This window comes from Streptomyces sp. UF-297, assembly GCF_058245575.1.
Genome location: NZ_JBSIBZ010000044.1, coordinates 1 through 17,619, shown reverse-complemented (window position 1 = coordinate 17,619; position 17,619 = coordinate 1). Strand labels below are relative to the sequence as shown.

Here is a 17,619-nt window from a genome sequence, read left to right as displayed (position 1 = left end):
GCAGGGGTACGGGATCTACGAGGGTACGGCGCCGGGCGGCTACTTGTCGGCGGCGTCCAGCCCCTCGAACAGGACGTCGTGCCAGGGGCGCTCCTCGGCGCCCTCGCCCTTGCGGTGCCTACCGTCGCCGGAGCCGTCCGGGACGATGTAGCCGGTCTCGCCCGGCATCACGAAGTGCAGGTGCGTGCGCGCCTTCTGGACGATGTAGGCCGGGTCTTTGAGGCGCGCCTTCTCCTCGCGCAGGTCCTCGACCTTGTGGCGAGCCTGCTCCGCCTTCTCGCGCTGCTCGGCGATCTCCGAGCGCTGCGAGACGTACTGCCTTATCGGATAGGCGAGCGCGACCACCAGGGAGCACAGGACCAGCGCGAGGAGGGCGGCCCGGCCGGTGAGACGGCCGCGGCGCGGGGCGCGGGCGCGGTAGACCTTGGCCGCGGCCTGCTCGCCGAGCGCCTTGAGCCTGGTCGCGGTGGAGAACCGGTCCGCGGGCACGTGGCCTCCCCTGAAGTCCCTGTATCCCTGACGCACGTACGTCCCCGGCAACGGTACGGGACCGTCGGCGGGGACGTACGGAGGCTAAGACCTTTTACGGGTCGGCCTTGGTCAGCCCTTGAAACGCGCAGGGCGCCTCACTTGCTGTGCGTGTCAGCCCTTGAAGCGCGGGAAGGCGGAGCGGCCGGCGTAGACCGCCGCGTCGTCCAGGATCTCCTCGATGCGCAGCAGCTGGTTGTACTTGGCCACGCGCTCGGAGCGGGCCGGGGCGCCGGTCTTGATCTGGCCGCAGTTGGTGGCGACGGCCAGGTCGGCGATGGTGACGTCCTCGGTCTCGCCGGAGCGGTGGGACATCATGCACTTGAAGCCGTTGCGCTGGGCCAGCTCGACGGCGTCCAGGGTCTCGGTCAGCGAGCCGATCTGGTTGACCTTGACCAGCAGGGCGTTGGCGGAGTTCTCCTCGATGCCGCGGGCCAGGCGCTCGGGGTTGGTGACGAACAGGTCGTCGCCGACGAGCTGGACCTTGGTGCCCAGGCGCTCGGTGATGACGTTCCAGCCGGCCCAGTCGTCCTCGAACAGCGGGTCCTCGATGGAGACGAGCGGGTAGGCCGCCACGAGCTCCTCGTAGTACTCCGTCATCTCGGCGGCGGAGCGCTCCTTGCCCTCGAAGAGGTACTTGCCGTCCTTGTAGAACTCGGAGGCGGCGACGTCCAGCGCGAGCGCGATGTCCTGGCCGGGGGCGTAACCGGCTTCCTTGATGGCCTCCAGGATCAGGTCCAGGGCCTCGCGGTTGGAGCCGAGGTTGGGGGCGAAGCCGCCCTCGTCGCCCAGGCCGGTGGCCAGGCCCTTGGCCTTCAGGACCTTCTTGAGGGTGTGGTAGACCTCGGTGCCCCAGCGCAGCGCCTCGGAGAAGGACTCCGCGCCGATCGGGGCGATCATGAACTCCTGGATGTCCACGTTGGAGTCGGCGTGCGACCCACCGTTGAGGATGTTCATCATCGGGACGGGCAGGACGTGCGCGTTGGGGCCGCCCAGGTAGCGGAACAGCGGCAGGTCGCTGGCCTCGGAGGCGGCGTGCGCCACGGCCAGGGAGACGCCCAGGATGGCGTTGGCGCCCAGCGAGCCCTTGTTGTCGGTGGCGTCCAGGTCGAACATGGCCTGGTCGATCAGGCGCTGCTCGGTGGCGTCGTAGCCGACCAGCTCCGGGCCGATCTGCTCGATGACGGCCAGGACGGCCTTCTCGACGCCCTTGCCGCCGTAGCGGTTGGGGTCGCCGTCGCGGAGTTCGATGGCCTCGAAGGCACCGGTGGAGGCGCCGGACGGAACGGCGGCACGGCCCGTGCTGCCGTCGTCGAGGCCGACCTCGACCTCGACCGTGGGATTGCCTCGCGAGTCGAGAATCTCGCGAGCTACGACGACGTCGATGGACGGCACGTTGTCTCCTTCATGGGTGTCTGAAGTTCTGCAGCACGAGCCTAACGGCCTGCGGCGGCTTCGCTCGCCCACCGCCCGGCCCGTGGGACGAAAACAGGGCCAAAGGCCCTGTTCACGGGATGGATGGGTGCATTGTTCGCTGAACGGAGAAATATCCGGTAGCCGCTGGGTGACGACCAGGTGCGGGGGCGGCAGGGCCCGGCCCCGGCAACGGAGAAACCCCGCCTCGACGCGTTCGGGGGAGGTACGCGTCGGGCGGGGTTGTCTCGCGGGAAGAGCGGTTTCCCGGATCCTCGGGTGCCCCGGTTCCGGGTCCGTACACACCGCCGTGCGCGCGGATCTCCGGAAATTTCGGGGCCCGTGGAGTCTCCGTCGGGGGACGGGGACGGGGGTGGCGCCAGGGCGCCTCAGAGGTCTCAGACGTTGAGGCTCTGGCCCGGGAAGATCAGGTTCGGGTTGCCGCCGATGACGGACTTGTTGTTCTCGTAGATCTTCTTCCAGTTGGTGCCGTGGGCAGCCGCGATCTTGGAGAGGGTGTCACCGGACTTGACGGTGTAGTTGCCCTTGCCGGTCGACTTCTTCGGCGCGGCCTGGGTCGTCGGGGCCGGGGCCGGGGTCTTGGCCTTGGGGGCCTGCTTCTCGACGTGGCGCTGCGGCTGCGGGGCGGCCTTCTGCTTCTTCGGCGCGGTGTAGCTCTTGGCGGAGCTGCCGGAGGCGTCGACGTTGGCCTTGGGGCCACCCTTCGACAGACCGGTGCCGGGGGCGCAGGCCCAGGCACCCGGGCCCTGGATCTGGAGCAGGCGCTCGGCGACGGCTATCTGCTGGCTCTTGGAGGCCAGGTTGGCGGTCGGGGCGTACTTGCCACCGCCCGCGGCGAGCCAGCTGGACTTGGAGAACTGCAGGCCGCCGTAGTAGCCGTTACCGGTGTTGATCGACCAGTTGTTGCCGGACTCGCACTGGGCGACCTTCTCCCAGGTGGAGACCGAAGCGGCGTTGGCGGAAGTGGCGCCCATCAGCGGCACGGCCACAGCGGCACCGGCGACGCCGGCCAGCGTGGCGACGCGGACGGCCTTGGACGGACGACGGTGCTTGCCCTTGGCAGAAAGCATGGTTCGTTTCCTCACCGACGCCTACGAGGTGAGCTGTCGGGTTCGGGCCGTGTGAGTTGCCCGGCCGTGTGTGCTTCACACACGGCTTCACCCCAAGCCGGTCGGACCGGCACTTACCTGGGTCCCCCGCTCCTGCCTTCGGCGCTTGCGCGTCGACTGCCTCGGATCACCGGCAGGATTAGGCGTGTGATCCAAGGGCCCGCTTTGGCGAGCGGTGATGACCGTAAACAGGAACACCCGGCCTGTTCAAACCCCTACTTCTGAGGCCAGTTGACAGCTTTTGATCACAGGATGCTCACATTTCCGCAGGTCGGGCGCGGTTTGGAAACAACGGACGCGCGGGACACGCCAGCACCGAACGAGACCCATGTCTCACTTTCGCCAAAACGGGCAAAGGGCCTCTAACTACCTTGATCCGGGGTCCAGATCGAGGCTCTGACCTGGGTGAATGAGGTCGGGATCGGAGCCGATGACCGATTCGTTCGCCGCGTAGAGCGCGGGCCAGCCTCCGGGCACCTCATGGGCCGCTGCGATGGCCGACAGGCTGTCACCGGACCGTACGGTGTAGCCGCCTTCGGAGCCCGCCCCGCCGCGCCCGGCGTCACCGCCGCGCGAGGGGTGCCGCTCGCCGCCGCCGGAGCGGCCGCCCCCGTCGCCGCCGCGCCCCTCTCCCGTGCGGCCCTGCTCGCCCGTACGGCCGTCCCCGCCCGCGTGCCGGCCCGTGCCGCGGTCCGTGTCGCGGCCCGCGCCGGTGTCCTCGCGCGGGTCCGCGTCGCCGCGGTGCTTGCCCTTGGCGGGCGGCGGGGTGGCGGGGTCGGTCTGCGTGGGGGACGGGTCGGGGGACGGGGTGGCGGGAGCGCTCGGGTCCGTACCGGGGTCGGTGGAACCCGAACCGGAACCGGACTCGGAGCCGGAACCGGAACCGGAGTCCCGACCGGCGCCGTCCTGGCCGCCGCGGCCCTCGGAGCCTGTGGACCCGCCGGTCCTGCCGGTGCTGCCCGACTCACCCGGCTCCCCCGGCCCACCGGGGGAAGAAGGGGAAGGGGAGGGAGAAGGAGAGGAAGGGGAAGAGGGGGAAGAAGGGGACGGCGTCGAGGGCGCGGGCGTGTGCGTGCCGCCCGGGTCGACCTCCGGCCCCTTTCCGCCCTTGACCAGCCCGGCGCCCGCGGCGCAGCTCGACCAGGCGCCCGGCCCCTCGTGGGCCAGGATCGTCTCGGCCACGGCTATCTGCTGGGAGCGGCTGGCCAGGTCGGGGCGCGCGGCGTACGCGGTGCCGCCGTACTGCTCCCACTTCTTCAGGGTCAGCCCGAGCCCGCCGTAGAAGCCGTTGCCGGCGGCGCTCCACACGCCGCCGCTCTCACACTGGGCCACGCGGTCCCAGGTCGCGGTGTCGGCGGCCTGGGCGCCGCTCGCCGCGAACAGCGGCAGGGCGATGCCCGCGCCGGTCACTCCCGCCGTGACGAAGATGGCCGGAGCTTGACGGGGGCGGCGGTGTCGTCCGTTCCCGGAGCGCATGCGGTTGCCTTTCGAGCGGCGGTTGAGTTGTCGGAGGCCGCGCCCGAACCTGTGCCGGGTTCGGGCGCAGGCGCCAGAGCCTGCGTCTGCACCCCGGTCGGATCAGCGTGCGCCCTCTGGTGCGTGCGATCGCAAGGCGCCGGGATGTCCTCGTAGCGGAGCTACTAGGGCATTTCGGCAACGCGGCGAGCGTGCGTGCCGGGTGGCGCGCGCCCGGCCGGGGTTCGGGCGCAGGCCCTCAGTTGGCTGACGGTAGCGGCGGGCCGTGACGGTCTCAAGCCGGTGTAGTGGAGATCACGCAAAGGTCACGCCGCTGACGACCCGTCACTTCTGAGGGGGAGTGAACTCCACCGGGAGGGCCCGCAGCCCCCGCATGATGAGGCCGCCCCGCCAGCGCAAATCATCCGGTTGTGCGGCAAGTCGGATATCGGGTAGCCGGGTCAGCAGCGTCGCCAGCGCCGTCTGTCCTTCCAGGCGGGCCAGCGGCGCGCCCAGGCAGTAGTGGATGCCGTGCCCGTACCCGAGGTGCTGGTTGTCGCGGCGGGACAGGTCCAGGGTGTCGGGCGCGGTGAAGCGCTCGGGGTCGCGGTCGGCGGCGGCCAGCACGACCAGCACCGGGTCGCCCTCGGCGATGCGCTGCCCGCCCAGCGTCAGGTCCTGGGTGGCGAACCGCCAGGTGGCCAGCTCCACCGGGCCGTCGTAGCGCAGCAGTTCCTCGATGCCGGTGGCCAGCAGCGCCTGATCGCCCGCCGCCAGGGCCCGCTGCAGCCGCTCGCGCTGGCCGGGGTTGCGCAGCAGCGCGTACGTGCCGTTCCCGATCAGGTTGACGGTGGTCTCGAAGCCGGCGAACAGGAGGATGAAGGCCATCGCGGCGGCCTCGTTCTCGGTGAGGTGCTCGCCGTGGTCGGAGGCCTTGATCAGGCCGGAGATCAGGTCGTCGCCGGGTTCGGCGCGCTTGCGGTGGATCAGCTCGGCCAGATACGTCCGCATCTTCTTCACCGAGCGGGCCACCCCGCCGCGCGGCCCGCCGCCGTGCCGGATCATCATCCCCGCCCAGTCCCGGAAGTCGTCCTGGTCCTCGGCGGGGACGCCGAGCATGTCGCAGATCGCGTAGATGGGGAGCGGGAAGGCGAACTCGTGGATGAGGTCGGCCTCCCCCTTCTCGCAGAAGCCGTCGATCAGCTCGTCGGTGAGCTGCTGCACCCGGGGCGCGAACTGGGCCACCCGGCGCGGGGTGAACGCCTTGGAGACCAGGCGGCGCAGCCGGGTGTGGTCCGGCGGGTCGATGTTGAGCAGGTGCGTCATCAGGTTGGCGCTGCGCTCGCCGGGGATGCCGACCTTGCCCTTGCCGTGCGCGGCCTCGCTGTGGTGCACCGGGTTCTTGGACAGCCGGGCGTCGGCGAGCGCCTGGCGGGCGTCCGCGTACCGCGTCACCAGCCAGGCCTCCACCCCGCTGGGCAGCTTCGTACGGTGGACGGGCGCGTGCTCGCGCAGCCAGGCGTAGGCCGGGTACGGGTCGGCGGCGAACTCCCAGGTGAACAGCTCGGGACAGGCGGCGGGGGCGGAAGGGCTCTGCTGGTGCACCCCTCGACGTTAACCGTCCGCGCGCGGCCCGCCGCCCGGGTCCGCCCGCTCCCCCTTGCCGCCCGGGTCCACCCCCAGCCCTTCGAGGAAGGCCGCGGCGGGCGGGGAGGGGCCCAGGCGGTGCCAGATCAGGCGCTCGGTGCGTACGGGGGCGTCGCGTACGCGCAGGATGTGCAGCCCGGTCAGCTCCGAGGCGAAGGCCTGCGGCACCATGCCGATGCCCAGGCCCGCGCGCACCAGCTTGGCCAGGAACTCCACGGTGGTCACCTCGAAGGCCACCTCGGCGTGCAGCCCGGCGGCGCGGAAGGCCTCCTCGCGCTGGCGGTGCGCGGCCGAGCCCGCCGTGAAGTCCACGAAGGTCTCCTGGGCCAGGCGGCGCAGGCCGGTGGTCTCCTGCCCGGCGAGCGGGTGGCCCGGCGGGACCACGGCCACCAGCTCCCCGCGGGCCAGTTCGTGCTCGCGCACCCCGCTGACGCGCATGCCCGGCACCAGGCCGACGAAGGCCACGTCCAGGGTGCCCTGCCGGACCCCCTCGATCAGGCCCTCGCTCATGTCGGTACGCAGGCTGATGCGCACCTGGGGGTAGCGGGCGTGGAAGTCGCCCAGCTCCTTGGCCAGGTCCACGGCGGCGACGGTGGTGATGGCGCCGACCGCCAGCCGGCCGCGCACCTCGCCGGCGGCCGCCTCCACCTCGGCGCGGGCCCGCTCGGCCGCCTGCAGCGCCTGCCGCGCGACGGGGACGAACGCCTCGCCCGCCGCGGTCAGCCGCACACTGCGGCTCGTACGGTCGAAGAGGCGCGCGCCCAGCTCCTTCTCCAGGCGGGCGATCTGATGGCTGAGCGCGGACTGCACCACATGGCAGCGCTCGGCGGCGCGGGTGAAGCCGCCGGTCTCGGCGACCGCGACGACGTAGCGCATCTGCTGGAGCTCCATCGCCCGATCCTATGCGGCATTGATCTCGATTCACGATGAATGAGATGACAACTATGCGTTGGACTCATCGACGCGGTGGACCGAGGCTGGAGACGATCCACCGTCACGGGACGGCGGGCACCCCGAGGGAGGGCATCGCATGGATGGCGGGCACGAACCGGAGCGGACACCGGGGCTCGGCCGCGGCACGCTGCTGCTGATGTCGGTGGCCACCGGTCTGTCCGTGGCCGGCAACTACTTCGCCCAGCCGCTGCTGGACACGATCGGCCGCGACCTGGGGATGAGCGCGTCCGTGGCGGCGCTGGTGGTGACCGTCGCCCAGGTCGGGTACGGGCTCGGGCTGCTGCTGCTCGTACCGCTGGGCGACCTGGTGGAGCGGCGGCGCCTGGCGGTCGGGCTGTGCGCGGCGACCGCCGTCTTCCTGACCGTCACGGCCAGCGCGCCCAACGCGGCGCTGCTGCTGACCGGCACCGCCCTGACCGGGCTCGCCTCGGTGGCCGCCCAGGTCGTGGTGCCCTACGCGGCCACCCTCGCGCCGCCGGCCGAGCGGGGCCGGACGGTGGGCACGGTCATGACGGGGCTGCTGCTGGGCATCCTGCTGGCCCGTACGGCGGCCGGGCTGCTGGCCGACCTCGGCGGCTGGCGCACCGTGTACTGGGTCAACGCCTGCCTGATGCTGCTGATGGCGCTGCTGCTGCGGTGGCGGCTGCCGGCGCTGCGCACCACCGTGGGGCTGCGCTACCCGGCGCTGATCCGCTCCACCCTGGCGCTGTTCGCGACCGAGCCGGTGCTGCGGTGGCGGGCCGTGCTGGGCGCGCTGTCCTTCGGGGCGTTCAGCGTGCTGTGGACGGCGATGGCCTTCTTGATGTCGGGCCCCTCCTACGGCTGGTCGGAGTCGGCGATCGGGCTGCTGGGCCTGGTGGGCGCCGCCGGGTCGCTGTCGGCCTCCGCCGCCGGGCGGCTGGCGGACCGCGGGCTGGTGCACCGGGTCACCGGCGCGGGAGCGTTCCTGCTGCTGGGGTCCTGGGTGCTGCTGGCGCTGGGCGGGGCGGGCGGCTGGTGGTCGCTGGCCGCGCTCCTGGCGGGCGTGATCGTGCTGGACCTGGCGGTGCAGGCGGTGCACATCAGCAACCAGAACCTGGTCTACGCGGTACGCCCCGAGGCCCGTAACCGCCTCAACTCCGCCTACATGACCAGCTACTTCGTCGGCGGCGCCGTCGGCTCCGCGCTGACCTCCGCGGTGTGGGGCGCGGCCGGCTGGGCCGGGGTGTGCGTGGTGGGCGCGGTGCTGTCGGCCGGGGTGGCGGCGGCGTGGGTGGCCGAGCGGCTGCGGCGGCGGGCCGCTCAGTCCTCGGCGGCGGCCCCGTCCGCGTCCGTATCCGCATCCGTGGAGTCCTCCGGCGAGGCCTCGCAGGCGCGGATCGCGTCGCGGTAGGTGCGCGCGGCGGCCCGCAGCGCGGTCTCCGGGTCGGTGCCCTGGGCCTCGGCGCGGGCGGCCAGCGCGAGGAGTTCATAGCCGATGCCCTCCCCCTGCGGGAGGGCGTCGATCTTGGCCGTACGGGCCCGGGAGGCGAGCTTGGCGGCGAGCGCGAGGGCGGGCTGGCCGAGCGGGACGCCCTCGGTGACGGAGGAGCGCTGCTTCTCGATGGCCTTGGTGCGCAGCCAGTGCGCCTTGACCTCCTCGGGGGTCTCGGCGGCCTCCTCGCCGAAGACGTGCGGGTGGCGGTGGATCAGCTTCTCCACGATCGTGCCCGCGACGTCGTCGACGGAGAACGGCTCCTCGGGGTCGTCCTGGGCGATCCGGGCGTGGAAGACGACCTGGAGCAGGACGTCGCCCAGCTCCTCGCGCAGCGCCTCGCGGTCGCCCTCCTCGATGGCCTCGACCATCTCGTACACCTCCTCCAGGCCGTACTTGGCCAGGTCCTGGTGCGTACGGACGCCGCTCCACGGGCACTGGGCCCTGATGCGGTCCATGACCTGCACCAGGTCCAGCAGGCGGGCGCCGGGCAGGTCGTAGGAGCCGGGCAGCAGTTCCAGGTCGGGCATGGTCTCGCGGCCCGAGCCGGCCAGCCGGGCCAGGCCGTCGGTGAGCGCGCTCTCGCCGTCGGCGGAGGTGATCACCACGGCCGTACGCGCGCCCTGGAGGCAGAAGTCGACCAGCTCGCGGGCGGTGGGTCCGGCCTGCTCGACCTCGATGCCCGCCTCGCGCAGATAGGGGAGCTGCGGGTGCCCGGCGTCGGCGCACAGGACGCGGTCGGCGGCGCGCAGCGTCTGCCACGCGGGCCAGGACAGCAGGCCGGGGGCGACCCGGTGGCTGGTGGTGAGCAGGACCAGGCGTCCGGCGGCGGCAGCGGCGGTTGCGTTCACGCCTCGAACGTAACGCACCGCACCGACAGCGCCGGTCCCGGGCGGCCCGCTCCCCGCTGCCCGGCCGCCCGGCTCCCCCGCCGCCCGGTCAGGTCTGCTGCCGCTCGGCGCCCGGGGCCGGGGTGACCCACGGCTCCTTGGTCTCGCCGAGGATGACGTCCTTGTCGTTCCACTTGCCGTAGCGCGGGTTGACGTCGATGGCCATGCCGCGGGAGGTCTTGGACAGCGCCTGGACGAGCTGCTGCTGGCCCTGCGGCCGGCCGCGGTCGGCGCCCAGCTGCTTGGCGAGGCCGTCCAGCAGCAGCTGGTTGCGTACGACGGTGTCGATGTCGCCGGGCGCGATGGCCTGCTGGAGCCACATCTGCCGCAGCCGGTCCGGGCCGCCCGCGCGCGCTTCCGCGCCCTTGCGCCACTCCTGGACGTCGCGCCGGGTGACCTTGACCCCGGCGTCCCGCGCGCCGCGCTCCAGCACCCGCGCGAAGATCATCCCGTTGAGGGTGGAGCGCCCCAACTGGCCGGTGTTCTGGATCAGTTGGGCGGCCTGCGGTGAGGCGTTCTGCGCATCGCGTACGCCCTTGACCCGCCCCTGGAGCTGGGCGACGGTGATCCGCTGCCCGTCGACGACGGCTGCGGCACCGGGGTGCGCGTCCTTGCCGCAGGCGGCGAGCAGGGGCGTCGCGGCCAGCAGCGCGGTGGCGGCGGTTACGGAGAGCGCAGTCCTACGGCGGAACACTTAGCCTCCCGGCAGAGATCGTGCGGTGGATCGTCCCGAGCATCGACCTGGCGTTGATCGATGGTAAGGAGTCCGCGTGGCCCGGGCCACTGATTCGCACAACGAGTTGTGCGGCGGCGGGTTCTGGGCTTCTGCTCCGGACGGCGCACGTGCGGCCTGATACTGGAGGGATGGACGGCGGGCGGGAGTTCCGGCTCAGTTCGTGGGCGGTGACGAAGTGGGTGGTGGCGCTGGCCGCACTGGCCGCTCTGCTGTCCTCCGGGATGTTCATCCTGCGCACGGGGAGCACTCCTCCGGGAGGGGGCAAGCACGGCGGAAGGGGCGACCAGGCCACCTGGCGCCTGGAACTGCTCGACAGCCGCAGGAGCCTGTTCGACGGCGAACTCACCTACACCTGGCCGCGGTCGGCCGAGGTCGGCGGCACCTACCGCTTCCACGCCCGGCTCACCGGCGTACGCACGCCACAGCGCAGCGCGCCGTCCCCGGGCCGGACGGCCACCGCGGAACCGGTGCTGGTCGGCGGCCAGGTCGGCGCGAAGCTGAGCTGCGCCGGCGAGGGCATCACCTGCGCCCTGGAGTCCTCACGCCGCCAGAACCTCCTGACCCGCGGCGACGCGGTGAACTGGACCTGGACGCTGACCACCCGGAAGCCGGGCACCGTGCATCTGGGCCTGGTCGTGACCACCTACCACCTGGACACGGACACCGTGCTGAGCGAGCGCGGGCCCATCGAGCAGGAGCTGGCGGTCCGTGCGACGCCGTCCTACACGATCGGGCGCGCGTGGAACTGGATCCTGGCCGTGGTCGGTGCCTTCGGCGCCGCGGCCATCGGAGGGTCCGCGCTCTTCGTGTGGAAGCGGCTGCGGCGGCGTACGGGAGAAACGCAGGACACCGACGCGCCTGCTGCGCAAGGAAGTTGAAGCTTCTTTCACAATTGTTCGGTTGTTGCACAACGATGACACGGTTCGGCACATATGTGGCCGGTAGATGGCTAGGAGAGGAGACGGGACAACTCCAGGAAAGGAGCCAATCATGCGCCGCATGACGACTGTTGTGACCGCGGTGGCCGCTGCCGCCGCGCTCGGCTCGGGCTTAGCCGCGAGCAGCGCCTACGCCGCCGGTTCCCAGGACCGGGCCGCCGCGACCCCCACCTGCCGGACCGCCGGCCTGAAGGTGACGCTGGACGACGGCGGGATACCGGCCGGGGACCGGGCCGGGATGAACCACATGGGCACGTATCTGCGCTTCAAGAACACCACGGGCCACACCTGCGCCCTGCGCGGCTACCCGGGCCTGGGCCTGCAGAGCGCCTCGCGCACCGCGCTGCCCACCCACGCCCAGTGGGGCTCGACCTACTACGCCGACAACCCCGGCAAGAAGACCGTCTTCCTTGAGGCCGGGGACTCCGCCTGGGCCGACCTGGCCTGGACGCACACCGGCTCGGACGCGTCCGACGCCAGGTTCCTGATCGTCACCCCGCCCGCCTCCACCACCCATGTCACCCTGCCCTTCAAGGACCTGGTCGACGGCGGGCGGCTCCAGGTGACGGCGCTCTCGGACAGCCCGCCGCCGCTGCGCTGACCGGCCGGGCCCCGGACTCCGGGGCACCGGGCCGGAGTCAGGACGCAGGCCCTCAGCCCCTGACCTGGCCCAGCCACTCCAGGGTGCGGCGCACCTCCGCCGGGAAGGGGTGGTGCGGCCCGTGCAGGCGCTCCGCGTCGTACAGGAGCCTGGCCAGCGTCTCGTGGGCGGCGCCGCGCTCTCCCAGGGCGAGCAGCAGATGCCCTATGGAGCGCCGGATCTCCAGCGGGCGTACGGGGTCCTCGCGGTAGCCCTCGAAGTAGGGCAGCAGGGTGCGGTACTCCGTGAGCGCGGCCGCGGCGTCGCCCAGCTGCTCCAGGCACTGGGCGGCCTCGTAGTGGAACTGCAGGGCCTGGCGGGCGGCGCCGGGGCCGCTCTCGCGGCCGAACTCCTCGGCCAGGCGGCGCAGTTCCGGCAGGGCGCGACGGTACTGGCCGTCGTCCATGAGCGTGGCGGCGTACTGCTTGCGCAGGGTGCGCACCACCGGGGAGTGCTCGCCGTGCCGCGCGGCGGCGGCCGGGAGGATGCCGCCGAGGATGTCCACGGCCTGGGTGATGCGGCCCTGGTCCAGCAGGCGCTTGACCTCGTCGACGGCGGCCGCGACGTCCGGGCCGACGGGTGCCGGGGCTCCGGCGCCGACGGGTGCCGGGCCGAAGCCGCCGCCTGTCTGCGGGTGGGCGAGGCGCGGGCCGGACGTACGCGGGTCCGCGGCGTGCGGCGAGGAGGTGCGCGGGTCGCCCTCGGCGGGCGGCCGGGAGGTCCGGGGGTCGTACGCGGGCGGGGGCGGGACCGGCGGCGGGGCAACGGAGTTGACGGCCGCGGCCCGGCCCGGCCACGGCGCGTGCGGCAGCAGGAAGGGCCGGGTCGGATCCATCGGGGTGCCGGGCCCCATGACACCTGCCGCGCCCGGCGTGCCCGCCGCGCCCGGGCGCGGCAGCAGCGGCGCCAGGGCCTGGTAGACCTCCTGGGCGTCGGCGGGGCGGTGCTGCGGGTCCTTGCTCAGCAGCCGCAGCACCAGCGCCTCCAGCGCCTCGGGAACGTCCGGGCGCGCCCGCCGGACCGGGACGGGCTGCTCGTACAGATGGCGGTGCAGCACCCCCAGGGCCGTGGAGCCGGCGAACGGGACCTCGCCGCTGAGGAGTTCGTGCAGCAGCACGCCGAGGGCGTACAGGTCGGTGTACGGGCCGACCGTGCCGCCCATGGCCTGCTCGGGGGCCATGTAGGCGGGGCTGCCGATGGGTGAGCCGGTGTGCGTGAGGCGGGTGGTGTCGGTGTCCAGGGCGGAGGCGATGCCCAGGTCCAGGACGGTGACCGTGCCGTCCGGCTTGACCATCACGTTCCGCGGCTTGAGGTCGCGGTGGATGATCGGGACGGCGTGCACGGAGGCGAGCACCGCGCACAGCTGGGCGGCGACGCAGACCGCCCACGGCCAGGGGTAGGGGTCGTGTTCGGCGAGGTGGTCGGCAAGGTCGGCGCCCTCGACGTACTGCATGACCAGGAAGAGGTCCTCGCCGTCGCTGCCCGCGTCGTGGACGGTGACCAGGCCGGGGTGGTCGACCTGGGCGGTGACCCGGCACTCGCGCACGAAGCGGCGGCGCATCTCCTCGGCGTCCGGGGAGCCCGACACCCGGTCGGGGCGCAGGAGTTTGACGCCGACGCGGCGGTCCAGGCGGCGGTCGTAGGCGATCCAGACCTGGCCCATGCCGCCCTGGCCGAGCAGCGCGGACAGTTCATAGCGCTCGGCGACGACGCGGCCGTTCACCTGCCGTCCTCCTTGCGGAGGTAGTCGCTGAGCTCGTCCAGCTCGGCGCGCACGCGGTCGATGCGCTGCGGGTGGCCGGGCTGCGGGTGGGGCTGGGGCGGGGGGTAGCCGTATCCGGCGGGCGGCTCGGTCTGCGCGGGATAGCTGCCGGGCGGCTCGGGCTGCGCGGCATAGGCACCGGGCGGCTCGGGCTGCGCGGGGTAGGTGCCGGGCCGCGGGTCGCCGAAGTGCGCCGGGCGGGTCTGCGCCATCGGAGGGGCGTAGGGCGCGGTCATCTGCGGGGAGTACGAGGGCGCGGCGGCGGGCGCCGGGTAGGGCGTCCAAGCCCGAGCCGTGTGCCGCGCCGCCGCCTTGAGGTCGACGACGAGGTAGTACGCGACGGCGGCGGGTATCTGGAGCAGCAGCACCACCACGCTGGTGTTGGTGCGCCAGTCGTTCTCGGGAAGGCTGCCGCCCACGGCGATGAGGACGAGCACGAGGAGAAGGTCCGCGCCGAAGACCCACCAGCCCAGCGGGCGGCGCTGCACGGTGGCGGCGCGCAGCAGCGCCACCCAGGCCAGGAAGCCGAGGCTGAGCACGGCCACGGCCACGAAGACCACCCGCAGCACGACGGCCGTCGCCTGGGAGGGGGGACGGTGCGGCGGGGCCTGGGCGGGGCCGTGCATTGCTGCTCCTGGAGTGAGGCGCGCCGGTGTACGCGACGGGTACGTGCTTTCGAGCGTATATACCGACACTGACAGCACGGCCGTGGTTGTACAGAATTCCTGCCCTGATCGAAAACCTTTCCGGGGCCGCCGCCCGGGGTCAGGCCCTCCCCCGCCCGCCCGGTGTCACTGCGGCGTCACCGTCCCGTCCGTCAGCCCGTCGTACAGACCCTGTACGAGCTGCTCGCCGAGCCGGGCGGCGAGGCGCAGTTGCTCCTCGAAGGCGGCCAGGTCGCGAAAGCGCCGCCCGTAGCGGCGCTGTTCGGCCAGCGGCAGCCGGGGCAGCTGGAGGCGGCGCACGTCGAGCCGGGTGGCGGTGGAGGCGTAGCTGCTGGCCTGGCGGTTGTTGGCGGTGCCGCGCAGGAATCCGGCGAGGAACCAGGCGTCCAGGGCGGCGGGGTCGGGGCGCAGCAGGAAGAGGTTGCGGCCCAGCGCGGCGCCGCCGGTGGTCTCGTCGACGACGCGGGCGATGGCGCCGCCGCCCAGGACCGGCACGACCACGTCACCGGCCGCGACGAGCACGGGCTCCTCGGCGGGGCCGGCGGCCGGGGACTCGGGCAGCGAGCCGGAGGGCGCGGTGCCCGCGATGACGTCGTGCTCGGTGAGGACTGCGGGGGCGCCGCGCCCGGCGGCGGTCCCGGGGCCGCCGGCGCGCAGCAACAGGGCGCCGCCGCGGGCGAGTTCGCCGACCGTGGTCAGCGGCCAGCGGGCCGGGGTGTGCGGCGCGGCGGGCGCGGGCCCGGCGAGCGGGGCGAGTTCGGTCGTACGGGCCAGGGTGTCGGTCAGCCGCTCGCGCACCCGGGCGAGTTCGGCGGGGCCGCCGGCCGCGGCGGGCGGCGGCAGGTGCCGGGCGGGGGCGAGGTCGACGTCGTCGTCCAGGAGGTCGATGGCGGCCAGGGAGCGCCGTACGCCGGGCAGTTCCTCGACGCCGCCGGTGCGGTCGAAGTCCTGCCAGGCCTCGAAGGCGGTGTCGCGTACGGCCTGCCAGTCCGGCTTGTCGCGGCCCGCCGCCCCGGCGGCGCCCGGTTGCTGGGAGCCGGCGGTGTCGACGACCAGCAGGTGCGGGGCGGGCGGGGCGGCGGCGCCCGGCTTGCGCAGGATCCACAGGTGCAGGGGGATGCCGTAGGGCGGGGCGGCTCCGGCGGGCAGTGCGATGACGGCGCGCAGCGCGCCGCGGCGCAGCAGGTCGGCGCGGATGCGGCGGCCCGAGCGGCGGGAGGCGGCGGCGGGCGGCATCAGCAGGACGGCGGTGCCGCCCTCGCGCAGCCGGGCCAGCGCGTGCTGGACCCAGGCCAGCTCGGATTCGGTGCGGGCGGGGAAGCCGTACTCCCAGCGGGGGTCGTAGGCCAGCTCGTCGTGGCCCCAGTTGCGCTCGTTGAAGGGCGGGTGGGCCAGTACGGCGTCCGCCGCCAGCTCGGGGAAGGCGTCGGCGCGCAGGGTGTCGGCGGTGCGCACCCGTACCTGGGCGTCGGGGGCGGCCAGGGCCAGGCGCAGGGCGGTGAGCGCGGCCAGGTCGGGGTCGGCCTCCTGGCCGTAGAGCGCGCGGGCGCCGGTGGCGGGCGCTTCGGCGGCGGGCGGCTCCTCGTGCGGCTGCCGCTCGTCCGGCTGCTCCCCGTGGGCGGCGCGCAGCAGGCTGCCGGTGCCGCACGCGGGGTCCAGGACGGTGTGCGCGGGCCCGGCCAGCGCGGCCATCAGCTCGGCGGGGCCGGGCGGGGTGAGGGTGTACTGGCGGGGGTTGGCGTCCAGGTGGCGGCCCAGGAGGAACTCGTACGCCTCGCGGGCGCCGTCCGCCCGGTCGGCGAGCTCGGCGGCGGCCCGTACGAGCGCGGCGGAGGGGGCCAGGTCCTGGCGGGTCAGGCCGTGCACGGGGTGGTGCGGGCCGAGCCGCGCGGTCAGGACGGAGTCCAGGGCCGGGGGCAGCAGCCCGGTGAGTTCGACGTCGTGGGCGGCGCGGCTCAACTGGCGCCAGGCGGCGGGCCGGTCGCGGACGAGCAGGAGCAGGGCACCGGCGTGGCGCAGGGCCGTGGCGGCGCCCGCGGGGTGGCCCACCAGGTGCTGCCAGACGCGTTCGCGCAGCGGGACCTCGGCGAGTTTGCCCTGGGCGCGCAGCCACTGCTCGACCTCGCCGAGCGCGAAGGCGGGGCTGGTCTCGGTGCCGCCGACGGGCTTGGGGAAGTCGGCGTGGCGGCGCCGCCAGTTGCTGACCGCGGCCCGGCCCACCCCGGCCAGGCGGGCGATCCCGGCGGCCGTCACCTCGGTCGCGGCGTCCGGCGCCGGGCCGCCCGGTGCGGCCTGGTCCGGCGTGCTGTCCGGGCTTGCGTTGTCCGGTGTTGCGTTCTCCGGCACCTGACTGGCTCCCGTCCGTTTCCCCGCGCTGGTGTGGCGCCGAGCATACCCACATGCACTGGATCGGGGCCTTCACAACGTGAATCACTCATTCCCTGTGAACCATGTTGACTCGGTTCACAGGCTCTGTTCTTATTGACCCGTCGCTACAACAGGATTTCGATCCCGTGCCCGGAAGGGGCCCTCCTCCCATGTCTCAGCAGATGCAGTACCCGCACGGCCCGCAGGCTCCGGCGGGCGGGCACGGCCACCAGGCGGCCCGTAACGGTCTGGGCATAGCCGCCCTGGTCCTCGGCCTCATCGGCGCGCTCAGCGGACTGATCCCGCTGCTGTTCTGGCTGGCGGGCATCCTCGGCATCCTGGCGCTGGTCTTCGGCTTCTCCGGCCGCGGCCGGGCCAAGCGCGGCCAGGCCACCAACAAGGGCATGGCCACCGTGGGCGCGGTCCTCGGCCTGGTCTCGCTGATCCTGTCCGTGGTCGGCGCGGTCATCACCTTCACCGCGGTGAAGAAGGTCGGCGAGGAGATCGACAAGCAGCTCAAGACCTCCTCCGCCCAGCCCAAGGACCCCTCCGCCAAGAAGGACGGCGGCAAGGCCTACAAGGCCGGCGGCGCCGCCGCCTACGACACCGGCCTGAACGTCACCGTCTCCAAGCCCGCGCCCTACACCTCCGACCTCGACCTCGGCGAGAAGAAGACCACCAAGTCCTTCAAGGTCACCGTCAAGCTCGACAACAAGGGCAGCGAGAAGATCGAGGGCGCCCTGGTCACCGTCAGCGCGCGCACCGGCTCGGACGGCAAGACCGCCGAGACGATCTACGACGGCAAGCTGGGCGCCGGCTTCAGCGGCACCGTCCAGCCCGGCAAGACCGCCTCCGCCGACTTCGGCTTCGAGGTCCCGGCCGGCGCCAAGAACCTTGAGGTCGAGGTGAAGCCGGGCTTCGACCACGACGCCAACCAGTGGGACCTCACCCTCTGAACCCTCTGAGCCCGCCGACCGCAGCCCGGGCAGCCCCGGCAGCCCGCCGAGCACACCGTTGGCCCGAATCCGCATGGGGCGGATC

General features: G+C 73.3%; 15 protein-coding genes and 1 riboswitch. Of the genes, 4 read left to right on the top strand and 11 right to left on the bottom strand.

Features of this window, described 5'->3' with window-relative positions; genetic code table 11:
- Window positions 1–39 precede the first annotated feature (39 nt).
- From AC4IJH_RS23815 to AC4IJH_RS23790, 6 genes are all read right to left on the bottom strand, one after another.
- A complete protein-coding gene (locus tag AC4IJH_RS23815) occupies window positions 40–489 on the bottom strand; it encodes an FtsB family cell division protein (protein ID WP_490853855.1) in 450 nt (149 codons plus the stop codon).
- Between the two features lie 153 nt (window positions 490–642).
- Window positions 643–1,923: a phosphopyruvate hydratase gene (eno, locus tag AC4IJH_RS23810; protein ID WP_490853854.1), complete on the bottom strand. Its 1,281-nt coding sequence runs from the start codon at window positions 1,921–1,923 to the stop codon at window positions 643–645.
- A gap of 416 nt (window positions 1,924–2,339) precedes the next feature.
- Window positions 2,340–3,032, bottom strand: coding sequence for a transglycosylase family protein (locus AC4IJH_RS23805; RefSeq protein WP_490853853.1), 693 nt, complete (start codon window positions 3,030–3,032; stop codon window positions 2,340–2,342).
- A 3-nt stretch (window positions 3,033–3,035) separates the two neighbouring features.
- A riboswitch (cyclic di-AMP (ydaO/yuaA leader) is annotated at window positions 3,036–3,186 on the bottom strand.
- A gap of 251 nt (window positions 3,187–3,437) precedes the next feature.
- The gene (locus tag AC4IJH_RS23800) at window positions 3,438–4,547 is read right to left on the bottom strand and encodes a LysM peptidoglycan-binding domain-containing protein (RefSeq protein ID WP_490853852.1); all 1,110 of its coding nucleotides are present in this window, start codon (window positions 4,545–4,547) and stop codon (window positions 3,438–3,440) included.
- Between the two features lie 324 nt (window positions 4,548–4,871).
- The gene (locus AC4IJH_RS23795) at window positions 4,872–6,131 is read right to left on the bottom strand and encodes a cytochrome P450 family protein (RefSeq protein WP_490853851.1); all 1,260 of its coding nucleotides are present in this window, start codon (window positions 6,129–6,131) and stop codon (window positions 4,872–4,874) included.
- Window positions 6,132–6,140: 9 nt separating this feature from the next.
- Window positions 6,141–7,064, bottom strand: coding sequence for a LysR family transcriptional regulator (locus AC4IJH_RS23790; RefSeq protein ID WP_490853850.1), 924 nt, complete (start codon window positions 7,062–7,064; stop codon window positions 6,141–6,143).
- A gap of 139 nt (window positions 7,065–7,203) precedes the next feature.
- Here AC4IJH_RS23790 and AC4IJH_RS23785 point away from each other — a divergent pair, with 139 nt between their 5' ends.
- Window positions 7,204–8,499, top strand: coding sequence for an MFS transporter (locus tag AC4IJH_RS23785; RefSeq protein WP_490853849.1), 1,296 nt, complete (start codon window positions 7,204–7,206; stop codon window positions 8,497–8,499).
- Here AC4IJH_RS23785 and AC4IJH_RS23780 read toward each other — a convergent pair.
- On the bottom strand, window positions 8,409–9,431 hold the full coding sequence (locus tag AC4IJH_RS23780) for a nucleoside triphosphate pyrophosphohydrolase (RefSeq protein ID WP_490853848.1): 1,023 nt from the start codon (window positions 9,429–9,431) through the stop codon (window positions 8,409–8,411). The two genes, AC4IJH_RS23785 and AC4IJH_RS23780, sit on opposite strands and share 91 nt — an antisense overlap.
- Before the next feature lie 88 nt (window positions 9,432–9,519).
- Window positions 9,520–10,164: a SurA N-terminal domain-containing protein gene (locus AC4IJH_RS23775; protein WP_490853847.1), complete on the bottom strand. Its 645-nt coding sequence runs from the start codon at window positions 10,162–10,164 to the stop codon at window positions 9,520–9,522.
- A 170-nt stretch (window positions 10,165–10,334) separates the two neighbouring features.
- On the opposite strand from AC4IJH_RS23775, the gene AC4IJH_RS23770 reads away from it, so the two are divergent.
- A complete protein-coding gene (locus AC4IJH_RS23770; protein ID WP_490853846.1) occupies window positions 10,335–11,084 on the top strand; it encodes a hypothetical protein in 750 nt (249 codons plus the stop codon).
- Window positions 11,085–11,205: 121 nt separating this feature from the next.
- The gene (locus AC4IJH_RS23765; RefSeq protein WP_490853845.1) at window positions 11,206–11,745 is read left to right on the top strand and encodes a DUF4232 domain-containing protein; all 540 of its coding nucleotides are present in this window, start codon (window positions 11,206–11,208) and stop codon (window positions 11,743–11,745) included.
- A gap of 52 nt (window positions 11,746–11,797) precedes the next feature.
- Here AC4IJH_RS23765 and AC4IJH_RS23760 read toward each other — a convergent pair whose 3' ends face one another.
- The 3 genes from AC4IJH_RS23760 to AC4IJH_RS23750 all read right to left on the bottom strand — a co-directional run bounded on the left by AC4IJH_RS23760 (window position 11,798) and on the right by AC4IJH_RS23750 (window position 16,464).
- A complete protein-coding gene (locus tag AC4IJH_RS23760; RefSeq protein ID WP_490853844.1) occupies window positions 11,798–13,507 on the bottom strand; it encodes a protein kinase domain-containing protein in 1,710 nt (569 codons plus the stop codon).
- On the bottom strand, window positions 13,504–14,172 hold the full coding sequence (locus tag AC4IJH_RS23755) for a hypothetical protein (RefSeq protein WP_490853843.1): 669 nt from the start codon (window positions 14,170–14,172) through the stop codon (window positions 13,504–13,506). The genes AC4IJH_RS23760 and AC4IJH_RS23755 overlap by 4 nt, the downstream gene beginning before the upstream one ends.
- A gap of 165 nt (window positions 14,173–14,337) precedes the next feature.
- Window positions 14,338–16,464 (bottom strand): N-6 DNA methylase, encoded by a 2,127-nt coding sequence (locus AC4IJH_RS23750; RefSeq protein ID WP_490853902.1) that lies wholly within the window; start codon window positions 16,462–16,464, stop codon window positions 14,338–14,340.
- Window positions 16,465–16,748: 284 nt separating this feature from the next.
- On the opposite strand from AC4IJH_RS23750, the gene AC4IJH_RS23745 reads away from it, so the two are divergent.
- The gene (locus AC4IJH_RS23745; protein WP_490853842.1) at window positions 16,749–17,534 is read left to right on the top strand and encodes a DUF4190 domain-containing protein; all 786 of its coding nucleotides are present in this window, start codon (window positions 16,749–16,751) and stop codon (window positions 17,532–17,534) included.
- The last annotated feature ends 85 nt before the right edge of the window (window positions 17,535–17,619 follow it).

Coding starts and splice junctions, on each gene's coding strand:
- AC4IJH_RS23755 (WP_490853843.1), bottom strand. CDS start 14,172: ATGCACGGCCCCGCCCAGGCCCCGCCGCACCGTCCCCCCTCCCAGGCG.
- AC4IJH_RS23745 (WP_490853842.1), top strand. CDS start 16,749: ATGTCTCAGCAGATGCAGTACCCGCACGGCCCGCAGGCTCCGGCGGGC.
- AC4IJH_RS23770 (WP_490853846.1), top strand. CDS start 10,335: ATGGACGGCGGGCGGGAGTTCCGGCTCAGTTCGTGGGCGGTGACGAAG.
- AC4IJH_RS23785 (WP_490853849.1), top strand. CDS start 7,204: ATGGATGGCGGGCACGAACCGGAGCGGACACCGGGGCTCGGCCGCGGC.
- AC4IJH_RS23805 (WP_490853853.1), bottom strand. CDS start 3,032: ATGCTTTCTGCCAAGGGCAAGCACCGTCGTCCGTCCAAGGCCGTCCGC.
- AC4IJH_RS23800 (WP_490853852.1), bottom strand. CDS start 4,547: ATGCGCTCCGGGAACGGACGACACCGCCGCCCCCGTCAAGCTCCGGCC.
- AC4IJH_RS23765 (WP_490853845.1), top strand. CDS start 11,206: ATGACGACTGTTGTGACCGCGGTGGCCGCTGCCGCCGCGCTCGGCTCG.
- AC4IJH_RS23790 (WP_490853850.1), bottom strand. CDS start 7,064: ATGGAGCTCCAGCAGATGCGCTACGTCGTCGCGGTCGCCGAGACCGGC.